The organism is Luteimonas sp. TWI596 (assembly GCF_039674105.1).
In the GTDB taxonomy this organism is placed as follows: Bacteria; Pseudomonadota; Gammaproteobacteria; order Xanthomonadales; family Xanthomonadaceae; genus Luteimonas.
The window spans coordinates 1-1652 of sequence record NZ_JBDJMU010000046.1; the positions used below are offsets into that span (position 1 = coordinate 1).

At 69.8% G+C, this 1652-nt stretch carries 1 protein-coding gene; it reads right to left on the reverse strand.

Going from position 1 to position 1652, the window contains the following annotated elements; translation table 11 throughout:
• Positions 1-1652: glutamine--fructose-6-phosphate transaminase (isomerizing) (gene glmS / locus ABE487_RS17170; RefSeq protein ID WP_346452923.1), on the reverse strand; the 1652-nt coding region annotated here is incomplete at both ends.

Below are 1652 nucleotides of genomic sequence, written 5' to 3' on the forward strand. Positions count from 1 at the left end.
TGCACCGGGATCGTGTGCACGATCGGACTCAGCACGCCCACATGGCGCGGGGTGCGGATCACGTGCACGCCCTCCGACGGGCCGAAGTTGCTGTCGGCGTCGGTGAAGACGAACAGCTCGCCGCCGCGCGCGCGCACTTCCTGCATGTTGGACTTCACCTTCTCCAGCAGCCCGTCCCTGGGCGCGATCACCACGACCGGCATGTCGGCATCGACCAGCGCAAGCGGGCCGTGCTTGAGTTCGCCCGCCGGGTAGGCCTCGGCGTGGATGTAGGAGATCTCCTTGAGCTTGAGCGCGCCTTCGAGCGCGATCGGGTAGTGCACGCCGCGGCCCAGGAACAGCGCATGCTGCTTGGGCGCGAAGCGCTCGGCCCACGAGGCGATCTGCGGCTCGAGGTTGAGCGCGTGCTGCACGCTGCCCGGCAGGTGGCGCAGCGCTTCGACGTAATCGGCCTCCTGCGCGGCGTCGACGCGGCCGGCCAGCTTGCCGAGCGTGGCGGCCAGCGCGAACAGGCCCACGAGCTGGGTCGTGAACGCCTTGGTCGAGGCGACGCCGATCTCAGCGCCGGCGCGGGTGTAGAACACCAGGCGGCTGGCGCGCGGGATCGCACTCTCGGGCACGTTGCAGATCGACAGCGTGTGCTGGTGACCGAGCGACTTGGCGTACTTGAGCGCCTCCATCGTGTCGAGCGTCTCGCCCGACTGGGAAATGGTCACGATCAGGTGCTTGGGATTGGCCACCGCCTCGCGGTAGCGGTACTCGCTGGCGATCTCGACCGAGCACGGCAGCCCGGCGATCGACTCGATCCAATAGCGTGCGACCGAGCCGGCATAGAAGCTGGTGCCGCAGGCCAGGATCTGCACGCCCTCGATCTCGCGCAGCACCTGACCGTCGGCATCGCCGAACAGACCCGGCTCGAACGCGGCCGCATCGATGATCGCCTCGAGCGTGTCGCCCAGCGCGCGCGGCTGCTCGTGGATCTCCTTCTGCATGAAGTGCCGGTACGGCCCGAGCTCCAGCGACGCCAGCGAGACGTCGGACAGGTGCTCGGAGCGCGTCACCTCGGCCCCGGTGCCCTCGAAGATCCGCACCGCATCGCGGGTGAGCTCGGCGGTGTCGCCTTCTTCGAGGAAGATCACCCGGCGCGTGGCCTGCAGGATCGCCGAGACGTCGGAGGCGACGAACTGTTCGCCTTCGCCCAGGCCCACCAGCAACGGGCACCCCATCCGGGCCGCGACCAGGCGGCCGGGCTCGCGTCGATCGATCACCGCCAGCGCATAGGCGCCGTCGAGCTCCTTGACCGCGGCCTGCAGGGCGGCCAGCAGGTCCAGGCCCTGGGTCTGGTGGTGATGGATCAGATGGGCGATGACCTCGGTGTCGGTCTGCGACTCGAACACGTAGCCCAGCGCGGTCAGGCGCTCGCGCTGCGCCTCGTGGTTCTCGATGATGCCGTTGTGCACCAGCGCCAGCGTGTCGTGACTGATGTGCGGATGCGCGTTGTGCTCGTTGACTCCGCCATGGGTCGCCCAGCGCGTGTGGCCGATGCCCAGACGCGCCTGCAGCGCCTCGGCCTGCGCGGCCGCGGCCATCTCGGCGACGCGGCCGGTCCGGCGCACGCGCCGCACCGTGTCGCCGTCGAGCACCGCGATGCC